At 63.0% G+C, this 16,463-nt stretch carries 19 protein-coding genes; 10 read left to right on the forward strand and 9 right to left on the reverse strand.

Annotated elements, in window-relative coordinates; all coding sequences use genetic code 11:
* Positions 1 to 6 precede the first annotated feature (6 nt).
* The 10 genes from F9K20_RS04280 (at position 7) to F9K20_RS04325 (ending at position 7,135) form a co-directional block, all read left to right on the forward strand.
* Positions 7 to 372: a response regulator gene (locus F9K20_RS04280; protein ID WP_290997667.1), complete on the forward strand. Its 366-nt coding sequence runs from the start codon at positions 7 to 9 to the stop codon at positions 370 to 372.
* Between the two features lie 16 nt (positions 373 to 388).
* Positions 389 to 2,587, forward strand: coding sequence for a chemotaxis protein CheA (locus F9K20_RS04285; protein WP_290997668.1), 2,199 nt, complete (start codon positions 389 to 391; stop codon positions 2,585 to 2,587).
* Positions 2,588 to 2,592: 5 nt separating this feature from the next.
* Positions 2,593 to 3,072, forward strand: coding sequence for a chemotaxis protein CheW (locus tag F9K20_RS04290; protein WP_290997670.1), 480 nt, complete (start codon positions 2,593 to 2,595; stop codon positions 3,070 to 3,072).
* Positions 3,069 to 3,965, forward strand: coding sequence for a protein-glutamate O-methyltransferase CheR (locus tag F9K20_RS04295; protein ID WP_290997672.1), 897 nt, complete (start codon positions 3,069 to 3,071; stop codon positions 3,963 to 3,965). Before F9K20_RS04290 ends, F9K20_RS04295 begins: the two co-directional genes overlap by 4 nt.
* Positions 3,962 to 5,044 carry a chemotaxis response regulator protein-glutamate methylesterase gene (locus tag F9K20_RS04300; protein WP_290997674.1) on the forward strand — a complete coding sequence of 361 codons (1,083 nt, stop codon included), beginning with the start codon at positions 3,962 to 3,964 and terminating at the stop codon, positions 5,042 to 5,044. The genes F9K20_RS04295 and F9K20_RS04300 overlap by 4 nt, the downstream gene beginning before the upstream one ends.
* Positions 5,023 to 5,412 carry a response regulator gene (locus tag F9K20_RS04305; protein WP_290997676.1) on the forward strand — a complete coding sequence of 130 codons (390 nt, stop codon included), beginning with the start codon at positions 5,023 to 5,025 and terminating at the stop codon, positions 5,410 to 5,412. The genes F9K20_RS04300 and F9K20_RS04305 overlap by 22 nt, the downstream gene beginning before the upstream one ends.
* Positions 5,409 to 5,942 carry a chemotaxis protein CheD gene (locus F9K20_RS04310; protein WP_290997678.1) on the forward strand — a complete coding sequence of 178 codons (534 nt, stop codon included), beginning with the start codon at positions 5,409 to 5,411 and terminating at the stop codon, positions 5,940 to 5,942. Before F9K20_RS04305 ends, F9K20_RS04310 begins: the two co-directional genes overlap by 4 nt.
* Before the next feature lie 35 nt (positions 5,943 to 5,977).
* Entirely contained in the window at positions 5,978 to 6,358 is a 381-nt protein-coding gene (locus tag F9K20_RS04315) for a hypothetical protein (RefSeq protein WP_290997680.1), read from the forward strand.
* 125 nt (positions 6,359 to 6,483) lie between these two features.
* Positions 6,484 to 6,813, forward strand: a complete 330-nt coding sequence (locus F9K20_RS04320; RefSeq protein ID WP_290997682.1) for a hypothetical protein — start codon at positions 6,484 to 6,486, stop codon at positions 6,811 to 6,813.
* A gap of 133 nt (positions 6,814 to 6,946) precedes the next feature.
* Positions 6,947 to 7,135: a hypothetical protein gene (locus tag F9K20_RS04325; protein ID WP_290997684.1), complete on the forward strand. Its 189-nt coding sequence runs from the start codon at positions 6,947 to 6,949 to the stop codon at positions 7,133 to 7,135.
* Here the strand turns inward: F9K20_RS04325 and F9K20_RS04330 are convergent.
* The 9 genes from F9K20_RS04330 to F9K20_RS04370 all read right to left on the reverse strand — a co-directional run bounded on the left by F9K20_RS04330 (position 7,125) and on the right by F9K20_RS04370 (position 16,436).
* Entirely contained in the window at positions 7,125 to 7,463 is a 339-nt protein-coding gene (locus F9K20_RS04330; protein ID WP_290997686.1) for a hypothetical protein, read from the reverse strand. The genes F9K20_RS04325 and F9K20_RS04330 overlap by 11 nt on opposite strands.
* A 76-nt stretch (positions 7,464 to 7,539) precedes the next feature.
* Complete coding sequence (locus F9K20_RS04335; protein WP_367115837.1) at positions 7,540 to 7,992, reverse strand: transglycosylase SLT domain-containing protein; 453 nt, start codon at positions 7,990 to 7,992, stop codon at positions 7,540 to 7,542.
* A gap of 67 nt (positions 7,993 to 8,059) precedes the next feature.
* Positions 8,060 to 9,589: a flagellar hook-length control protein FliK gene (locus tag F9K20_RS04340; protein ID WP_290997688.1), complete on the reverse strand. Its 1,530-nt coding sequence runs from the start codon at positions 9,587 to 9,589 to the stop codon at positions 8,060 to 8,062.
* A complete protein-coding gene (locus F9K20_RS04345; RefSeq protein WP_290997690.1) occupies positions 9,586 to 10,767 on the reverse strand; it encodes a hypothetical protein in 1,182 nt (393 codons plus the stop codon). Before F9K20_RS04345 ends, F9K20_RS04340 begins: the two co-directional genes overlap by 4 nt.
* The gene (locus tag F9K20_RS04350) at positions 10,767 to 11,885 is read right to left on the reverse strand and encodes a flagellar motor protein MotB (protein WP_290997692.1); all 1,119 of its coding nucleotides are present in this window, start codon (positions 11,883 to 11,885) and stop codon (positions 10,767 to 10,769) included. The genes F9K20_RS04345 and F9K20_RS04350 overlap by 1 nt, the downstream gene beginning before the upstream one ends.
* Positions 11,882 to 12,499 carry a hypothetical protein gene (locus F9K20_RS04355; protein ID WP_290997694.1) on the reverse strand — a complete coding sequence of 206 codons (618 nt, stop codon included), beginning with the start codon at positions 12,497 to 12,499 and terminating at the stop codon, positions 11,882 to 11,884. The genes F9K20_RS04350 and F9K20_RS04355 overlap by 4 nt, the downstream gene beginning before the upstream one ends.
* Before the next feature lie 2 nt (positions 12,500 to 12,501).
* Positions 12,502 to 14,133: a flagellar basal-body MS-ring/collar protein FliF gene (fliF, locus tag F9K20_RS04360; protein ID WP_290997696.1), complete on the reverse strand. Its 1,632-nt coding sequence runs from the start codon at positions 14,131 to 14,133 to the stop codon at positions 12,502 to 12,504.
* 139 nt (positions 14,134 to 14,272) lie between these two features.
* Entirely contained in the window at positions 14,273 to 15,211 is a 939-nt protein-coding gene (locus F9K20_RS04365) for a flagellin (RefSeq protein WP_290997698.1), read from the reverse strand.
* A gap of 286 nt (positions 15,212 to 15,497) precedes the next feature.
* Positions 15,498 to 16,436 carry a flagellin gene (locus tag F9K20_RS04370; protein ID WP_290997700.1) on the reverse strand — a complete coding sequence of 313 codons (939 nt, stop codon included), beginning with the start codon at positions 16,434 to 16,436 and terminating at the stop codon, positions 15,498 to 15,500.
* Between the last annotated feature and the right edge of the window lie 27 nt (positions 16,437 to 16,463).

Here is a 16,463-nt window from a genome sequence, read left to right on the forward strand (position 1 = left end):
CATGTGATGAGAAAGACGATTCTCACCGTCGACGACTCCCGCACCATGCGTGAGATGCTGCTCCTGGCTCTCCAGGACGCCGGCTTTCACGTGCTGCAGGCGGAAGATGGTCTCAAAGGGCTCGAAGTTCTAAAGGGCCAGCAGGCCGACGTCATCATAACCGATATCAATATGCCCAGACTCGACGGCTTCGGGTTCATCGAGCATGTCCGCCGTGATGCGACTCACAGGGCGGTTCCGATCTTGGTGCTGACCACGGAAAGCGACACAGAGAAAAAGAGCCGCGCGCGCAGCGCGGGTGCCACCGGATGGATCGTCAAGCCCTTCCATCCTGTGAAGCTGGTCGACGCAATCCGCAGGGTCGCAGGCTGACTTGCGAGGGGACCCAATGGCCTCAAGCGATATGGACGCGCTGCGTCAGATCTTCTTCCAGGAGTGCGAGGAGCAGCTCGCCGAGCTGGAATCTGGCCTGCTCGAGATCGAGAGCGGAGGCTCCGACTCGGAGATCGTCAACGCCGTGTTCAGAGCGGTGCACTCGGTAAAGGGTGGTGCGGGGGCGTTCGCGCTCGATGACCTCGTGCACTTCGCGCATATCTTCGAGACAGTGCTCGACGAGGTCCGCAAAGGGCGGCTTGCTACTGCCGCACCGATTGTCGAGACGCTTCTGCGAGCGGCCGACGTGCTCGCCGATCTTGTGCGCGTGGCGCGCGACGGCGGAGACAAAGACGAGACACGCATTCGCAGCGTCAGCGACGAGCTCGCTGCACTGAGTGGCGCGCCGGCTGCGGTTGACGTCGGCGAGCCTGAAGGCAGCGTCGATGATCTCGACTTCAAGCCGGTCGTGGTGGCGCTGCCCATCTTCGACGACACCCCGCCCGCCCCGGAAGAGCTCGTCACGGAATACACGATCACCTTCAAGCCGCACGCGAGCCTCTACGCCAACGCAAACGAGCCCGCAGTTCTGATGCGAGAGCTCGAGCGGCTCGGCGAGATCACCGTCGCATGCGACATAGCATCGGTTCCTCCGTTGGCCGAGCTCGACCCCGAAGGGGCGTATCTCGCGTGGACCATCGAGCTCAAGACGACGCACGGCGAGGACGATGTGCGCGGCGTGTTCGAGTTCGTCGAAGGCGCCTGTGACATCTCCATTGTTGCCAAGTCGGCCCCGGTCGACGGCCCGAGCGATGACGTAATCGCAGCGTTACTGCGGAGCGTGCGGGAGGAGCCCGTCGAGGAGCTTGCTCAATCGGAGACTGTCGTCGCCGATACCCCCTCTGGTCATGAGGAGGTGGAGGCGGTCATCCCGTCGAGCATCTCTCAACCTGCCGCCCCAAAGGCTGAACCGGCGAAAGGCGAGAAACCTGCGGCCTCCGAAGCAGCGCAGCAGACGATCCGTGTCGACCTCGATCGGGTCGATCGCCTGATGAACCTCGTCGGCGAACTCGTCATCAATCAGGCGATGCTGTCGCAGCGCTTGATGGAGGCGGGCCTGGCGCGCTCGTCGGAGGTTGCTACCGGACTCGACGAGTTCGAGCAGCTGACGCGCGACATCCAGGAAGGCGTCATGGCGATCCGCGCCCAGCCGGTCAAATCGGTCTTCCAGCGTATGCCGCGCCTCGTGCGCGAAGTCGCTGCGGCAACCTCGAAGAAGGTGCGGCTCGTCACCGAGGGCGAAGGCACCGAAGTCGACAAGACGGTGATTGAGCGGCTCGCTGATCCGCTGACGCATATGATCCGCAACGCGATCGATCACGGGCTGGAAAAGCCCGAGGCTCGTTTGGCTGCCGGCAAGCGCGAGGAGGGCCTGGTCAGGCTTTCGGCCACGCATCGCTCGGGCCGAATCGTCATCGACATTGCCGACGACGGCGCCGGCATCAACCGTCCGCGCGTCCGCGCAATCGCCGAGGAAAAGGGCCTCGTACCACCCAATGCTCAACTCACGGACGAGGAGGTCGACAACCTGATCTTCCTACCGGGCTTCTCCACCGCTTCCACCGTCTCCGACATTTCCGGTCGCGGGGTCGGCATGGATGTCGTCAAGCGGTCGATCCAAGCACTCGGGGGCCGCGTCGCAATCACCTCGAGGCCCGGCGAGGGATCGACCTTCACCTTGAGCCTGCCCCTGACGCTCGCCGTTCTCTACGGAATGGTCGTGACCGTGGCCGACCAAACGCTCGTCGTGCCTCTGACGTCGATTATCGAAACGCTTAAGCCGAAACCCAGCGACGTGCGTGGCTTCGGCGGCGAGGCACGGCTGATCGCACTCCGCAACAATTTCATCCCGCTAGTCGACGTTGGACGCGAGCTTGGCTATCGCAGCCAATCCGCCGACCCCGGCGCCGGCGTCGCTCTCCTCGTCGAATCGGACGGAGGCGCACAGAGCGCGCTGCTTGTCGATGCCATCCAAGGCCAGCGGCAAGTCGTCATCAAGAGTCTGGAAGCCAACTACGGGCGGGTCCCGGGCATTGCCGCCGCGACCATCTTGGGCGACGGCCGGGTCGCCCTGATCTTGGACGTCGACGCTGTGGTGGCGGGTTCGCGTAACGGAAGCACAAGCCTCGAATCAGCACTTGCACTGGCAGGATAATTCCGATGACCCAACTAGCTCCGCTCGTTGAGCAGAAATCCAGCACCCCCCGCGAGCTCATCGCATTCGCGGTAGGCGAGCAAGAATTCTGCATCGACGTCATGTCGGTGCGTGAGATACGCGGCTGGACACCCGCAACGGTGCTCCCGCACTCACAGTCATTCGTACGCGGCGTGATAAATCTGCGCGGCGCCGTGCTGCCGATCATGGATCTGGCAGTACGCCTTGGATTTCCGCCCGCCGAGGCGATGGGGCGCCACGTCATCATCGTCGTTCAGGTCGGCAGCCAGGTTGTCGGCCTGCTGGTCGATGCCGTTTCCGATATTCTGACCGTCAGCGATGCGGAGATTCTGCCTCCCCCCGATGTCGCTTCCGACATGGCGAAGCGCTTTGTGTGTGGTCTGCTCGCGATGGAAGGACGCATGATCAGCCTCCTTTCCGTCGACAACGTGCTCCCTGAGCAAGACCGGGGAGACCCTCAATGAAGCCAGCCCTAGCGAACGCTGGCAAGCGGACGCAGCATCTCATCGACGGCGAGTTCCCGCTTACCAAGGAAGACTTCGATAAGATCGCGGAGATCGCCTATTCCGACGCCGGAATCGATCTCGGTGAGGCGAAGGCCAGTCTTGTCTACTCGCGCCTCACCAAACGTCTTCGGGCACTGCGCTTGGAGAGCTTCCACAGCTATTGTGCGCTCTTATCCAAGGAGGATGGAGACGGCGAGCGCCAACAGATGGTGGCCGCCCTCACAACGAACGTCACTCGCTTCTTTCGCGAGCCGCACCACTTCGAACACGTGAAGACGCACGTTGTTGCGCCGCTCGTTGCGACGGCACGCGCGGGCGGGGCAGTGCGGATCTGGTCAGCCGCCTGCTCGAGCGGCGAGGAGCCGTACTCGATAGCACTCGCGATTCTTTCTGCCATGCCGGACGCCGCATCGCTCAATGTCAAGGTGCTGGCAACCGATATCGATCCCGACGTCCTGCACAAGGGACAGACGGGTGTTTACGGCGAAGCCGCCATGGCGCCCGTACCTCCGGAGATGCGCCAACGGTGGTTCAGCCTGCAAGTTGACGGCGAGCGTGGAAAGGCCTGGCGAGCCGGAGAGGAGCTGCGCAAGCTCGTTGTCTTCCGTAAGCTCAACCTCATCGGCCACTGGCCCATGCGCGGACCCTTCCATGCTATCTTCTGTCGCAACGCGCTCATCTACTTCAAGGAGGAGACTCAGGTCGAAGTCTGGCGTCGATTCGCGCCGTTGCTTGTGCCGGCGGGGCGCCTCTACATCGGCCATTCGGAGCGGTTGTTCGGCGCAGCCACCCCTTTGTACGTGAATGAGGCGATCACGACCTACCGCTTGCGGGAGGAGCCCGCGGCATGATCCCCATTCGTGTCCTAGTGGTCGATGATTCCGCCACCATGCGCGGCCTCATTTCGCTCGCGCTGCGCCGGGATCCGGAGATCGAGGTGGTCGGGACGGCGAGCAATCCGCTCACGGCCCGCGACGCCATCAAGACGCACAATCCAGACGTGATCACGCTCGACGTCGAGATGCCGGGCATGAACGGCCTCGACTTCCTGAAGAAGATCGTGCGGCTGCGGCCGACACCCGTCATCATGGTGTCGAATCTGACCGGCGCGGGTACGGAAACGGCGATCGAGGCCATGCAGATCGGCGCCGTCGATTGCATCGCTAAGCCGGCACCGGGTGACTTACAGCCGTTTGCCGAGCTGCCGAGAATAGTCAAGGCGGCGGCCGGCGCCCGTGTGCGCCCGCGCAGCGTGCTCAATGCTGATGCCAAGTCTCGTGACCAGCGCCGACCCTTCGTCGCCACTTACGAGCCCGATGGTCGGATGCTGGCGATTGGCTCTTCGACAGGCGGCGTCGAAGCCCTCTCTGCACTAATATCGCAACTCCCGGAGAACTGCCCTCCCACCGCTATCGTCCAGCACATGCCGCCTGACTTCACCGCAAGTCTCGCCGCGCGGCTCGACCGCCTCAACGCGCCAAAGGTCAAAGAGGCCTACGACGGGGCCCCACTCGAGACGGGCTGCGTCTACATCGCTCCCGGCGGCACAAAGCACCTGGAGGTCGAGGAGAACCATGGGCTGCGCTGCCGCCTGCGAGCGGGCCCCCCTGTGAGTGGGCATTCCCCCTCGGTCGACGCGCTTTTCACCTCTGTCGCACAGGTCGCCAAGGCGAACGCGATCGGCGTCATTCTCACTGGCATGGGCCGCGATGGGGCCCAAGGCCTGTTGGCCATGCGCCAAGCCGGCGCCCGCACCATCGGCCAGGATGAGGCGACGAGCCTCATATACGGCATGCCGAGAGCCGCCTTCGAAATTGGTGCGGTGGAGCGGCAGCTCCCTCTCGATCGAATCGCAAACGCGGTTCTTGTAATGACCAATCTCCGTGGCCGCCCAGGAAGGGAGAACGAATGTCACTCGCAGACCAGCTGAAGGTCCTCATCGTCGACGACACGACAACCAGCCGCATGCTGGTACGCGATGGTCTCCAGGAGATCGGGATCAAGAACATCTCGTTCGCGTCCGACGGCGAGCAGGGGCTCAAACACGTGATGTCGACGCCGACGCACCTGGTGATCTCGGACTTCAACATGCCGAAGCTCGATGGTCTCGGCCTATTGCAGGCCATCCGCAAGCACGCCCCGACGCAGAAGACGCCCTTCATCATGCTGACGGGCAAGGGCGACAAAGAGCTTCTGCAGAAAGCCATTCAATTCGGCCTCAATAACTACCTGACGAAGCCGTTTACGGTCCCAGCGCTGAAGTCGGCCCTCGAGGCTGTTGTTGGCCGACTAAAATGACGAACCGTACGCTGACCCGGAAGCACGTAATGGAAGGCCAATTCCACGTCTCGGACGATCCCAATCTCGTCCTGACGACGGTATTGGGCTCCTGCGTTGCCGCCTGCTTGCGCGATCCCGTCGCGCGCATCGGGGGAATGAATCACTTCCTCCTGCCGGGCGATGGCGATAGGGCGCAGTCACGCGATGCTGAACGGTATGGCGTCTATCTCATGGAGCTGCTCGTCAACGGCCTGATGAGCAGAGGCGCTCAAAGGGCGCGGCTCGAGGCCAAGCTGTTCGGCGGGGCAAGAACGATCTTCAAGAGCTCTGACGTTGGCAAGATGAACGCCAACTTTGCCGACCACTTCCTGAAGAACGAAGGGATCGCCATCGTCGGTGCCAGCCTCGGCGGAAAAGCCGGTCGTCGCGTCGAGTATTGGCCAGTGAGCGGACGCGCACGCCAGATTTCGGTAGGCGAGACCGGAATAGCCGCCGCTCCGCGCGCACCGGCAATGCCAGTGCATGACGGTGACCTTGAGCTGTTCTGAAAGGTCCGGACGAGCGCGACGGGGTGTTGATGCATATGACCAAACAAGCGATCACGAAGGCCGAAGCCGACCATACCCCGCTCCCGGGATTGCTCAATGCTGTCGGCGAGGAGCTTCACCACTTGGCGGCGGCCGTCGAGCGCCTGCACGCGATCGTAGAGCTGCCGGGCGTCAGAGATTCGCTGCGGGATGCGCACTGCTTTGGGGTCGTGCAAGGCATCGACCACGTGACGCAGAACCTCGTCGGGATTTCCGAATTTCTCTCGACCCTCGCCACGGCAATCCCTGACGAATGGGCGCTCGATACGACCGCGGCCTGCGACGTCGTCCTTATTGCGTCCCTCTGCGAGCGACTGAAGCGGCCTACCATGCCAAGACCGACATCCTCTGGGTGTGACGAATGCGAGTTCTTCTGAGTGGTAGAACTGAGCCAGCTGCAGAGTTCTCTGAGGTGCTGGAGACTGCCTGCCGGTCCGCCGGCTTTAACTTCGACGCTCCGCCAGCTGGGGGCCCAAGGGGTTTGCGAACTGCCGCCTCTCGTTTGCACCAACTCGCCGAGCGCGAGTTCGAGCGCCGGACCGAAGCGCTCTTTGCTTCTCTCGCATCCTATCTGGAGCACCAAGGCGAGCGCGGGACGCCAGGGGTCGACAGGCTCGCCGACCCGCAGTCCGTCGCCAAGGAGCTTTGCATCACCGCGCAGATGAGCGTGGATGATCTCAACCGTCTGCGCCGTCAATTTGCTCTCGCCAACCACCCCGACCGCGCCGGCTCGGACGAGCGCAGGAATGCCACCCAGCGCATGATGATCGCCAACATGCTCATCGATCGGGAAATGAAGCGCCGGCTGTCACAACGGCCATCTTCATCGTGATGACGTAGGTCAGGACGTCAGGGAATTGAACAAATTCGAGCAATCGCTTTGAGAGGACGCCAATACCTTCGCAATAGGATCGATCCAACGGGCAAGGGCACGCAGAGTGCGATCAGTCGGGTTGGATCAACAGATGTCGGCCGAGAAGAACCTAGCAATCCTCGTGGAGCGCAGAGATCGCATTCGCGAATGGCTTACGCGACAGGCCGAGCACACCGATTCCGAGCAGAAGCACCTCGATTCGGGCACGCCGGAGCAGGCTTACTGGCACCACGGTTACCAGGCCGCACTCGACGACATGCTCAAACTGCTCAGCCTATAGTTTGGAAGATGCGGCAGCGCGGGCAATCCCACTTGGTCCCCTTGGTGCGGCCCGGATGTATCCGGTTGCCGGGCGGGTTGAAATCGTGGAAGAGCTCGCACTCCTTTTCAAAGGCTGACTGCGCGGACGCATAGAAGCTGAACTTGAACAGGGTGTCCGAACCGATGCATTCGCACAACCTGCTGCGTATGTCGGTATCGGAGCGACCGACATGCTTCACCTGAAAGTTGCCGTTCGGATCGTTGCGGCCCAACGCGAAGACACCTGCCGAGCGTCGCGCGACCGCACTGTTGATGCCGTCGAAGGTGAGGCGGTAGGGGCCGAGCAATCCTGTCTTCACAGCCATCGTTCAAAACCATCTTCCGTTTCGATGTGCGCGCGTGTCGGACACCGCCACAAGCACTCTATCGACCGCAATAGGCGCGGGAGTCACTCGTCCATTCACCAAAGCCTGCTCCGACCATGTTGCCGATGACGCGACATACATACGCCTGCTGCGCCGGGATGTTATTCGGGCCGGCGTGGTATCGGGCGATAGCCTTGGTCCAGGTGCCCTCCCGCTCCTTGAGCTCGCTCAGAAAGTGGGCCGCATAGGCCACGTTCTTGGCAGGATCGAACATGTCGTCGAGCGAATCGAAACTCTCGCCGTGATAGTGATGGTTGATCTGCATGCACCCGACGTCGATGCGCTTTGCCCCGCTGAGTTTCGCCTGGCGGAACGCACGCAGCGCCGCCGGTTTGTCGGCCTCGTATGCGGGGCGGCCGTCGATATTGAGTGCATAGGGTTGCAGCGACCCGCCGCGGCCCGACTCGGAAAGTCCGACAGCGTACAGCATGCCCAGCGGGACGTTGTGCATAGCGGATGCCCGTACGAGCTCGCGCTCGCAAACGTTGCTTTCCGCTGAGAGCACCGCCGTCTGCCCGCTAAACATAAAGGCCGAGGCCAGCGCGATTCGTAGTCGTCTCATGAGTGTCGTTCCGGCTTGCTTGTGGCCCGGTATCGCCATCGGGGCCCGTACTCCCGCGCGGCGCATGCTCCTGACGTTCCGACGCGCCGGACTGCGATTGCGGTGAAGACTGCAGGTTTGCCTGCGTGCCGGACTGTCCAGGCTGCTGGGCCGCGGCTGTCCGGTCGCCCTCCGCCACGCGAATGGAGGCGGTATCGACGTTGTATCCGGCGGACCGCAGGAGCTTGGAGAGTGTGTCCTGGTCGCTGCGGATCAGCTCCGCCGTTTCCGTCCGCTCAGCTTCGACGTGCAGCTTCAACTCCGCATCCTTCAGCTCCATGCGGACCGTGACGGTGCCGAGATCGGCGGGCTGCAGCTGAATGTGCAGGATCTTGAGTGCCGGCTTCATGCCCGGCTGCTCGCGTGTCGTGTCGATGCGATCTGCGAGCTCAGGAGCCGAAGCGGCCTCGGTGGCGATGCGATCGGCAATCTGTTGTGCGGGCGGCGCAGCGACAGGGGGCGAGCCGTTAGCGGAAGGCAGCGCCGCATCCAGGGAAGTCGCCCCAACAGGCTCTCCGCCGAGCGCCTCCGGCCCCGTGCCCGGTTTGCTGCTGTCTTGCGCGGGGATGCCGGCATGGCGACCTTCCGATGTCGGCGAGACTGGCGCGAAATGTGTTTCCTGCCGCAGAACGTCTGCCTTCGGCCGTTGCGTTGCCGCCGGGATCTCAAGCCGTCGCGCTAGTGCGGTCGCACCATCGGCGACGCGCACCACGGAGGGGTCTGCCGCCGGTGCAGGTCTCTGGTTCCTGTCCACCCGCTCCGACTTGTTCTTGTCGATGGGAGTTCCCTGGGCACCGAGGCGCGCGAGGGCCGGGTCAGTGCCGGTTGCAGGATGAGCTGCATCCGTGTTGTCCACTTGACCCTTTGCCGTGCCGTCAACCGGGAGCGCCGGCCGCGCCTCAGTCCCGGTGGGCTTCGGCGCAACCTTTGTCTCGGACGCGGCCTCAGAATCTGCTGCCTCTCGTGCAGTCGGCGACCGCATGGGGGCGTCCGACCCGCGTCCTACAGACGGTTGTCCGTGATTGAGCGCAACGAGGGCGGCGACGCCATTGGCTGTAGCGGTAGTGGCGTCAGCCCCCGGTCCCTGAATTCGAGGCGCGTCGGACATCTCTTGCTGGTGCGGATCGCTATCGGGCTGCAGATCGGTGCCGGAAAGGAAATCGCCCAACGAGCCAACCTGCGGATCGGCGCCCTCCTCTGGAGCAAGCTGCACCTCGATGTCGTGCCGCTGCATGTTGGACCGCTCGCCAGCCCTGGCGCTGCCCTTGGCCAAGGCGGATTCGCCAGAGCCGTTCGTCTGCAGCTTGGACAGAAGCTCGCCGAACCCCTCTTCCGCCTCACCGGTGACGGTACCGGCGTCGCTCTTTGCGCCTGTGTCGTGCAGAGGTCCGACCCCGGCTTTCGAGGGGGCGGTCGGAGGCGCTGCAATGGTTCCGGGTGTCGTCATCTCGCGGCCTCGCTTAAGAGCCCATCGACGCGCGCGATCGCACGTTCTGCATCGCTGACCACGCTTGAAATCGCGGAATCGGCTGACTCGCCGGCTACCGTCTCGTTCGGGCTCGCCTCATTGGTTCCCTGCGGGAGCAGCGGCGGCCGCGAGATCGCGTCGGCGACGGCAAGCGCCGCATAAAGGAGTGCCTCCTCGCGCGCACCGAGCTTCGATTTGTCAATCAATCGAAGCGACGTGCGGCCCTGCTCGTAGTCGGACGTGACAATCAAAGCCGCCGCCTCGAACAGCATCAGCCGCATCGCGTCAAGACGCCGTGATTTTGCATCAATGGCCGCTACTCGACCCGCGAGGCGTACGACCTCCACGTTGGCGACGGCGATGCCTTCCTCCGCGACTGCAAGGCAAGTCTCTCCGCGCTCGACATCGGGCAGCCCGCGAAGCAGACGCTCGAGCTCTGCAATGCGCTTTGGGTCGGCGGTATAGCCACCTGCTGCTACCTCGCGAGCGAATTGGCGCTCGAAGCTCCTTACGAATATCGAGTTTGAAAACCGCCTGAAATACTGAGAGGAGAGTGCCTCGAAAGCATCGAACTCGCCCATCCTTGCAGCCAAAATTGCCTGACGCCGCAGCGCCGCTTCCTCGATGATTGTGCCGGGCGCCACGATGCGTGCCCGGTCGAGTAGGGCAAATGCCTTGCGCGGATCGTTCTTCGCTACAAGCAGGGCACGCACTAGAGCGACGTGCCCGCCGACGCTGCGGTCGAGCGAGTCAATGTCTATTCCGTCGAGGAGCTCTATCGCTTCAGCGTCGCGGCGCTCACCATATGCCAACGCTCCTTTCACCAGCCGGTCATCAATACCAAGCGCAACGCCCGATCCGGTCAGTTTGCGCAACACGCGAGGGTCGCCTCCACTCAGGACGTAGATCACGGCTGCGCGCGCATTCCGCGGATCTGCCCATACGCTTGCGTCGAACTTGGTGAGTTGCGCGGCAACCTTCGCAATCCGCTCCGTTTGCTCAGCCCGAGCGTTCTTGGTTTTTAGAACCGCTTGGTCCTGGAATATTTGCAGCTCGCGCACGAGTTCGAAGGGCTTCTTCTCCGATCCAGCGGCAGCCGGCGCGCCAACAGGAGCCATGGCCCAGAGCACCAGAACGAAGCAGAGCGCGATCCGCATCAGGGCTTGCCCTTTAGCAGCAGGACTTCGATGCGCCGGTTCTCCGCTGCGAGCGGACGATCGACAATCTTCAGGTCGTGATCCGCATGCCCCTCGATGCGATCGACGCGCGCCTCGGAGAGGCCGCTGCGCACGAGCATGTAGTAGGCCATGTGCGCCCTGGCGGTCGAAAGCCGCCAATTGTCGTAGTCATCAGACCTGAACGGCCTACCATCCGTGTGGCCGCGAATGACGATTTGCTCGGGACGGCCGGCAATGATCTTGCCAATCTTTTCCATCAGGACCACGAGGCCCGGCTCCGGGCGCGCGGACGCGATGCCGAACATCTCGAAATTTGGCTGGTCGGTGATGCTGATCAGTGGGCCATCGTCCGTCGATCGAACGTCGATGCCCGGTATGGCAGAGAAACCGGATCGCCTAACCGTCTCTTCAATCTGTCGCCGTAATTCAGTAATTGCGCCCATGCTGTCGTCATGGCCGGTCGCCGGTTGCGAGGAGGAAGGACCGCTGTCGCCCTCGCTCTTGCGTCCCGGGGCGCTTGCGTCCTCCTTCTCGCCGGTCTGTCCGCCGGCCCTGCCCTGGCGCGAGAGCTCGTAGCGAGTATCCGGATCGAAGGGATCGCGAAACGCCTCCCCCGTCTTATGCGCCGGTGTATTTCCTCTCTCCGTCACTGCCAGCTCTGGAGCTGTTTTGCCGGCCTGCTCCGCAATCCTGTCGAGCGCCTCGTAGGGATCGTTGAACAAAGCTGCCTCGGCCTTCCTTTCCGACACCTTGCCGGCGGACGATCCGCGCGGCTTGTCGGTTTCTGGCAATCCGTGCTCGCTGTCCTCGTGCTCACCCCCGGGCTCCATGGTGAAGAGGCCCTTCGGTCGCGCGGTCGAATCGGTCAATCGCATTGGATTGAAGTAGTTTGCGACCCCCGTGATCGTCTTGTCATCGGTCGCAGTTATCAACCACATGACCAGAAAGAAGGCCATGAGCGCCGTCATGAAGTCGGCGTGCGCGATCTTCCACACGCCACCCTTGTGCGGAGCCTCCTCTCCGTCATTTCGCCGGCGGATGATGACGAGCTCGTGCTGCCGTGTATCCTCTTCGCCTTCGCTCTGGGGCCCCGTCATGCGACTTGCCCTTCGCTGTACTTCAGCCATGCCGCGATGCGAGTCTCAATAATAGATGCACCGGCTTTGAGCTGAACGTCGCAGGCCTCATTGACGACGTACGACACGGTAACGACAGATGCTGAGAGACTTGCGCGCACAGTACTGAGCAGATCTTCAGGAGCCGAGATCTCCAAGGTGATGCCGGGATTGGTGGCGATGAGCTCCTCTACTATCGCGCGCAGCTGGCGGATTGCCTCATCGCGAGCCGCTTCGGCCAAAAAGGGCCTGAGGACACGTTCGACAGATTCAGCGATGCGATCCTCCAGGTCGCGGACAGCCATCCCGATCTGTTCCGCGATCCGCGGACCTTGCTCCTCGCACCAGGACATTCGAGCTGTGGCGAGACTCTGCTCCAATGCGGCCTTCTGTTCCTCGAGCCGAGCAATCGTCTCGGCTTCGGCTGCTTTCCTGCCCTCTTCAATCCCTCGCGCGTGCGCCTCCTCAACCCGCTCCGCCCAGTCGCTGTCGCCGCCAACTGTAGAAGACGGACGCGGGGATTCCTCGCCAACCTCCGACGCGATATCCTTGGCGCTGAAATCAACGAGGTAGGGAGCAGCCGGAACTACGCTCACGGCTACGACCCTCCACGCAGCCATTGCCTCAGAATTGCGACCGCCTGGTCCTCGTCGTAGTCCACCATCTGCTCAAGTCGTTTCTGCGGTGTGCGATTGATCTTGCTGGTCAGATCTCCGATGAGGTCTGGAACAGGCTCGGGCGCAAGCTGCGAGTCCATGGCAAATGCCGGCGCAATTTGCGGCTCAAAAGGCAACTCGTCTGCGGCTCTGGCCACCTGTGAAGGCTGGAACTCGAGCAACATGCGAGTGGCGGGCCGCAAACCAAACCACGCGAGTATGATAGCCGCGCCGATGACGGCCAGCGCCTTCGCAAAAGCGCCCAGCTGGCCGAGCAGATATTCGCCGGTCCCGGGCGAGGGCACGGGCTGCAATAGATCGCTGGCGGGCAGAAAATCGACCGCTGCCACCGTGATCCGGTCTCCGCGCTTCTGATCGGCGCCCGTCGCCGACGCGACCAGGCTCTCAACCTCCTTCAGCTTTGCATCCATCGCCTCTGGGGATGCCTTATCGCCCAGCAAGGCCTGCAAACGCCCGCGGTTGATGACAACGGCGACAGTCAGCGCCTCGACCCTGTAGCCGTCGCTCACAGTCGAGATCGTCTTGGAGTTTGCTTCGAAGTTCTTCAGCTCCTCCTTGCGCTCGCTGGACCGCGACGATCCGTTGGCTGCACCCGCGCTTTGCGGCTGCTCAGCCGGAAGATTCTGGTCCACCCCGACGGGTTGAGCGTTTCCTGCATCCTTCGAGTTCGTCCGCTCCTTGACCGTGCGCCGCGAACGCTCGAACCGCGAGTCCGGATCGAAGGCGGTCTCGTTGATCTGACGCTTATCGATGTTGAGCCGGGCGGCAACACTGAGCTCGAAGTTGTCGATGCCGATATAGGGAGCCAGTGTCTCGCTCACGTTTTGCTTCAGCTCGCTCGCAACGGTTTTCTCGAGCTCCAGCATCTTGGTCGGCGCCGCGTTGAAGGTCCCGTCGCCGGCGGCAAGCACGGTACCGTCCGTGCTGAGCACGCGGACCTTGTCTATTGTCATTCCCGGGATGGCGGCTGCAACAAGATGCCGGATCGCCTGCGCAGACGAGAAGTCTGCCGAGGAGTCGGTTCGGATCACCACCGACGCCGACGGCTGCTGCGTGCTGCGGCGGAAGGAGCCAGCGTCCGCCATGACGATATGGACGCGTGCGGCTCGAACACCCTTCATGCCTTGAATGGTGCGGGCGATCTCTCCTTCTAGGGCCCGCACCCGGGTAATCTCCTGCATGAAGGAGGTAAGACCGATGGCGCCCATCTTGTCGAAGAGCTCGTATCCTGCGCCGGCGCTGCTCGGGAGGCCCTTTTCCGCCAGCATCATCCGGGCCCGCGAGGCCTGTCCGGGATGGACCAGGACGGCTGTTCCTTCCGGATTGACGTCGAAGGAAATGCCCGCTTCCTGCAGCGCCGCACCGACCCGGGCCACATCCTGCGCCTCGAGGCCTGCGTACAAGGTTTCGTACTCGGGCCGGCTCACATAGTAGCTGCCGAGGCCGACGGCAACGAAGACCGTGAGCCCAACCAGGCCCAGCACGGCGAGCCGCCGCGGACCCAGGGCAAGCAAGTTGCCCCACAATTGCTTGAGCTGATCGCCCCAGACCATGCGCCTCCTCGGGGATGCGAATCCGGTTTATGGATTGTCGGCGCGATCTTTCGGGTGGAACCTTGCGTGAGAATTGCCATACGAAAGGCCGAGCCCTCGGAGAGAGCTCGGCCTTTCCAATTTCTCGACGTTTGTTGCCTTACTGGAACAGCCGCAGGATGCTCTGGCTCGAGCTGTTGGCGATGCTGAGCGCCTGGATGCCGAGTTGCTGCTTCACCTGCAGCGCCTGTAGGCGGGTCGATTCCTCGTTCATGTCCGCGTCGACCAGCTGGCTGATGCCGCCTTCGATCGCATCCATCAGGCTGGAGACGAACGACTGCTGGATCTCGATGCGCGCCTTGGCGGCGCCGAGCGCCGTTGCGCCGGCGGTCATCTCGGTGATCGCCCGGTCGGCGCCCTTGATGTAGCCGTCGAGGATGGCGAGATCGGCCGTGCTGTCGGTCAACGCCGAGATGTTGAGCGTCGAGATGGCGAATGTACCGGCCGCATCCACCACGCCCGTCGTTGCGTTACGCGTGGCATCGAGGATACCGGATGCCGCTGCGTTCGCATCGAACAGAATCATCGAGTTGGTATTGACGGAGATCGTCTGCACCGAAATCGTGCCGCCGGCACGGCTAATCGAGGAGACAATGCTCTTGGTGGCATTGAAACCGGCCGCGCTCGAATCGACGGAGAGCCAGTTCTGGCCCTGCAGCGTGGCAGCGCTGGCCATGCCGGTGAGCTGCGCCTGCAGCTCGGTGATTTCCGTCTGGATCTTGGCGCGGTCGAGGCCCGGCTGCGCCGCGGCGACGAGCTTGTCCTTGATCTTGGTGACGATGTTCTTGGCCTCGTCGAGGGCGGTGTAGGCGACGTCGACGGTGGCGGCGCCGAGGCCGAGCGCATCCTGCACCGTGGAGAGTGCCGATGAGTCCGAGCGCATCGTGGTCGCGATCGACCAGTAGGCGGCGTTGTCGGCGGCCGTGGCGACGCGCAGGCCCGTCGAGATGCGGTCCTGGGTTTGCGTGAGAGCCTGGTTGGTTGCCGTGAGCGACCGCAATGCCGTCATTGCGGCGACGTTGGTATTGATACTGGCCATGAAGGTTTGTCCCTTGGGTTACTGTTTTACAAGTCGGGGACATACCGGGTCGCCGGCATGACAGCTCGGCATCATGCCTTTGTGCCCAATGCGATGCGGGCTCAACCTGTCATGCCTTAAGGCTTAGAGAATAATGGTTGCAACACTGCTAACGATCGCGGTCGACGAGCAGGCGCGAGGAAAACTACCTTAAAAAAAAGAGCTGGCCGCGGACCTCGCCCGTCCAAAGCGATGCGCCGGTTTGAGGAAGGCCAAGCCCTCGGAAGAGAGCTTGGCCTTTGTCGCCTTACTGGAACAGCCGCAGGATGCTCTGGCTCGAGCCGTTGGCGATGCTGAGCGCCTGGATGCCGAGTTGCTGCTTCACCTGCAGCGCCTGCAAGCGGGTCGATTCCTCGTTCATGTCCGCGTCGACGAGCTGGCTGATGCCGCCCTCGATGGCGTCCTGAAGGGCGCCGACGAACGATTGCTGGATCTCGATGCGCGCCTTGGCGGCACCGAGCGCCGTCGCACCGGCGGTCATCTCGGTGATGGCCCGGTCGGCACCCTTGGTGTAGCCGTCGAGGATGGCGAGGTCGGCCGTGCTGTCGGTCAAGGCCGAGATGTTGAGGGTCGAGATGGTGAAGGTACCGGCCGCATCCACCACGCCCGTCGTGGCGTTACGAGTAGAATCGAGGATGCCATCCGCCGCGGCGTTCGCATCGAACAGGATCATCGAGGTGGTGTTGACGGAGATCGTCTGCACGGTGATGGTACCGCTGGCACGCGCAATCGACGAAACGATGCTCTTGGTGGCGTTGAAGCCGGCCGCGCTCGAGTCGACGGACAGCCAGTTCTGGCCCTGCAGGGTGGCAGCGCTGGCGATGCCGGTGAGCTGCGCCTGCAGCTCGGTGATTTCCGTCTGGATCTTGGCGCGGTCGAGGCCGGGCTGCGCCGCGGCGACGAGCTTGTCCTTGATCTTGGTGACGATGTTCTTGGCCTCGTCGAGGGCGGTGTAGGCGACGTCGACGGTGGCGGCGCCGAGGCCGAGCGCGTCCTGCACCGTGGAGAGCGCGGAGTTGTCCGACCGCATCGTGGTGGCGATCGACCAGTAGGCGGCGTTGTCGGCGGCCGTCCCGACGCGCAAGCCCGTCGAGATGCGGTCCTGGGTTTGCGTGAGGGCCATGTTGGTTGACGTGAGCGATCGCAATGCCGTCATTGCGGCGACGTTGGTGTTGATACTGGCCATGTATGTTTGTCCCTGAGATTCAGCGAT

Source organism: Hyphomicrobium sp., assembly GCF_009026145.1.
GTDB lineage: Bacteria > Pseudomonadota > Alphaproteobacteria > Rhizobiales > Hyphomicrobiaceae > Hyphomicrobium_A.

Coding starts and splice junctions, on each gene's coding strand:
- F9K20_RS04280 (WP_290997667.1), top strand. CDS start 7: ATGAGAAAGACGATTCTCACCGTCGACGACTCCCGCACCATGCGTGAG.
- F9K20_RS04285 (WP_290997668.1), top strand. CDS start 389: ATGGCCTCAAGCGATATGGACGCGCTGCGTCAGATCTTCTTCCAGGAG.
- F9K20_RS04290 (WP_290997670.1), top strand. CDS start 2,593: ATGACCCAACTAGCTCCGCTCGTTGAGCAGAAATCCAGCACCCCCCGC.
- F9K20_RS04295 (WP_290997672.1), top strand. CDS start 3,069: ATGAAGCCAGCCCTAGCGAACGCTGGCAAGCGGACGCAGCATCTCATC.
- F9K20_RS04300 (WP_290997674.1), top strand. CDS start 3,962: ATGATCCCCATTCGTGTCCTAGTGGTCGATGATTCCGCCACCATGCGC.
- F9K20_RS04305 (WP_290997676.1), top strand. CDS start 5,023: ATGTCACTCGCAGACCAGCTGAAGGTCCTCATCGTCGACGACACGACA.
- F9K20_RS04310 (WP_290997678.1), top strand. CDS start 5,409: ATGACGAACCGTACGCTGACCCGGAAGCACGTAATGGAAGGCCAATTC.
- F9K20_RS04315 (WP_290997680.1), top strand. CDS start 5,978: ATGACCAAACAAGCGATCACGAAGGCCGAAGCCGACCATACCCCGCTC.
- F9K20_RS04325 (WP_290997684.1), top strand. CDS start 6,947: ATGTCGGCCGAGAAGAACCTAGCAATCCTCGTGGAGCGCAGAGATCGC.
- F9K20_RS04335 (WP_367115837.1), bottom strand. CDS start 7,992: ATGCACAACGTCCCGCTGGGCATGCTGTACGCTGTCGGACTTTCCGAG.
- F9K20_RS04340 (WP_290997688.1), bottom strand. CDS start 9,589: ATGACGACACCCGGAACCATTGCAGCGCCTCCGACCGCCCCCTCGAAA.
- F9K20_RS04345 (WP_290997690.1), bottom strand. CDS start 10,767: ATGCGGATCGCGCTCTGCTTCGTTCTGGTGCTCTGGGCCATGGCTCCT.
- F9K20_RS04350 (WP_290997692.1), bottom strand. CDS start 11,885: ATGACGGGGCCCCAGAGCGAAGGCGAAGAGGATACACGGCAGCACGAG.
- fliF (WP_290997696.1), bottom strand. CDS start 14,133: ATGGTCTGGGGCGATCAGCTCAAGCAATTGTGGGGCAACTTGCTTGCC.
- F9K20_RS04365 (WP_290997698.1), bottom strand. CDS start 15,211: ATGGCCAGTATCAATACCAACGTCGCCGCAATGACGGCATTGCGGTCG.
- F9K20_RS04370 (WP_290997700.1), bottom strand. CDS start 16,436: ATGGCCAGTATCAACACCAACGTCGCCGCAATGACGGCATTGCGATCG.